Origin of the sequence: Clostridium sp. cel8, from assembly GCF_014050525.1 — a bacterium.
GTDB lineage: Bacteria > Bacillota > Clostridia > Clostridiales > Clostridiaceae > Clostridium_B.
In genome coordinates, this window is record NZ_JACGAG010000022.1 from 1 (window position 1) to 2,895 (window position 2,895).

Consider the following 2,895-nt stretch of genomic DNA (forward strand, 5'->3'; position numbering starts at 1 on the left):
AAGGTCAAGCTACAAAGGGCGCATGGTGGATGCCTTGGCACCAGGAGCCGACGAAGGACGTGATAAGCTGCGATAAGCTTCGGGTAGACGCAAATAGTCTGTGATCCGGAGATTTCCGAATGGGGAAACCTACAATGGAAGCATTGTACTATAAAATGAATAAATAGTTTTATAGGGGTAAACCCGGGGAACTGAAACATCTAAGTACCCGGAGGAAGAGAAAGAAAAATCGATTTCCTTAGTAGCGGCGAGCGAAAGGGAAAGAGCCCAAACCAGGAACTTGTTCCTGGGGTTCGGCTGGACATTAGAGGTAAATAGGTTAATTGAAGAGAGCTGGAAGGCTCCGCCAAAGAAGGTAAAAGCCCTGTAAATGAAAACCGAAAAAACCCAGTCCATGCCAGAGTACCACGAGACACGAGAAACCTTGTGGGAATGAGGGAGGACCACCTCCTAAGGCTAAATACTACCTGGTGACCGATAGCGAAGAAGTACCGTGAGGGAAAGGTGAAAAGAACCCCGGGAGGGGAGTGAAATAGAACCTGAAACCGTGTGTCCACAACCGATCGAAGCACTTTTATGTGCGACGATGTGCTTTTTGTAGAACGAGCCAGCGAGTTACGGTATGCAGCAAGGTTAAGCACTTAAGGTGCGGAGCCGAAGGGAAACCGAGTCTTAATAGGGCGACAAGTTGTATGCTGTAGACCCGAAACCGGGTGACCTATCCATGGCCAGGTTGAAGCGGAAGTAAAATTCCGTGGAGGACCGAACCACGTTGGTGTTGAAAAACCATGGGATGAGCTGTGGATAGCGGAGAAATTCCAATCGAACTCGGAGATAGCTGGTTCTCCTCGAAATAGCTTTAGGGCTAGCGTCGTGAATGAGTAATGGAGGTAGAGCACTGAATGGGCTAGGGGCTGACAACAGTTACTGAACCCTATCAAACTCCGAATGCCATATACTTGAATCACGGCAGTCAGACTACGAATGATAAGATCCGTGGTCAAAAGGGAAACAGCCCAGATCATCAGCTAAGGTCCCAAAGTGTAAGTTAAGTGGAAAAGGATGTGGGACTTCTAAGACAACTAGGATGTTGGCTTAGAAGCAGCCATTCATTTAAAGAGTGCGTAATAGCTCACTAGTCAAGAGATCCTGCGCCGAAGATGTCCGGGGCTAAAACTTACCACCGAAGCTATGGACTCGAAAGAGTGGTAGAGGAGCATCCTGTACGGGTTGAAGATGTACCGTAAGGAGCATTGGACTGTACAGGAGAGAGTATGCTGGCATAAGTAGCGAGAAATAAGTGAGAATCTTATTGGTCGAAAATCTAAGGTTTCCTGGGGAAGGTTCGTCCGCCCAGGGTTAGTCGGGACCTAAGCCCAGGCCGAAAGGCGTAGGCGATGGACAATCGGTTGATATTCCGATACCACAAACTAGCGTTTGACAGATGGAATGACGCAGGAGGATAGGATGTGCACACTATTGGATGTGTGTCTAAGCACTAAGACAGGTCAGATTGGAAAATCCGTCAGGCCAATGTTGAGGTGTTATAGGGATCCAATTTTGGAGAAGTATCTGATTTCACACTGCCAAGAAAAGTTTCTATGGAGCTTGTTTGTGCCCGTACCGTAAACCGACACAGGTAGATGAGGAGAGAATCCTAAGACCATCGGAAGAATTGTTGTCAAGGAACTAGGCAAATTGACTCCGTAACTTAGGGATAAGGAGTGCCCCGAAAGGGGCCGCAGAGAATAGGCTCAAGCAACTGTTTATCAAAAACACAGGTTTCTGCTAAAGCGAAAGCTGAAGTATAGGAGCTGACGCCTGCCCGGTGCTGGAAGGTTAAGGGGAATACTTAGCGCAAGCGAAGGTATGAACTTAAGCCCCAGTAAACGGCGGCCGTAACTATAACGGTCCTAAGGTAGCGAAATTCCTTGTCGGGTAAGTTCCGACCCGCACGAATGGCGTAATGATTTGAGCACTGTCTCGACAACAAATCCGGCGAAATTGTAGTGCAAGTGAAGATGCTTGCTACCCGCGATTGGACGGAAAGACCCCGTAGAGCTTTACTGCAGTTTAGCATTGAGTTTCGGTATTGCCTGTACAGGATAGGTGGGAGGCATGGAAATCAGGGCGCCAGCCTTGATGGAGCCGCCCTTGGGATACCACCCTGGCAGTACTGGAATTCTAACCGGAGGCCATGAAACTGGTCACGGGACATTGTTAGGCAGGCAGTTTGACTGGGGCGGTCGCCTCCAAAAGAGTAACGGAGGCGCCCAAAGGTTCCCTCAGAAGGGTCGGAAATCCTTCGAAGAGCGCAAAGGCATAAGGGAGCCTGACTGCGACACATACAGGTGGAGCAGGGACGAAAGTCGGGCTTAGTGATCCGGTGGTACCTCGTGGGAGGGCCATCGCTCAACGGATAAAAGCTACCTCGGGGATAACAGGCTGATCTCCCCCAAGAGTCCACATCGACGGGGAGGTTTGGCACCTCGATGTCGGCTCGTCGCATCCTGGGGCTGAAGTAGGTCCCAAGGGTTGGGCTGTTCGCCCATTAAAGCGGCACGCGAGCTGGGTTCAGAACGTCGTGAGACAGTTCGGTCCCTATCCGTCGCGGGCGTAGGAAATTTGAGAGGAGCTGTCCTTAGTACGAGAGGACCGGGATGGACCGACCTCTGGTGCACCAGTTGTTCCGCCAGGAGCATAGCTGGGTAGCTATGTCGGGAAGGGATAAACGCTGAAAGCATCTAAGCGTGAAGCCCACCTCAAGATTAGATTTCCCACAGCGTAAGCTGGTAAGACCCCTTGAAGAACACGAGGTTGATAGGTCAGGAGTGTAAGCATGGTAACATGTTCAGCTGACTGATACTAATAGGTCGAGGGCTTGACCAAAATATA

The 2,895-nt window shown here is 50.1% G+C and carries 1 rRNA gene; it reads left to right on the forward strand.

Annotated features, from left to right (window positions below):
* Positions 1 to 2: 2 nt before the first annotated feature.
* Positions 3 to 2,889: ribosomal RNA gene (locus H2684_RS12215) — 23S ribosomal RNA — on the forward strand.
* Positions 2,890 to 2,895 lie beyond the last annotated feature (6 nt).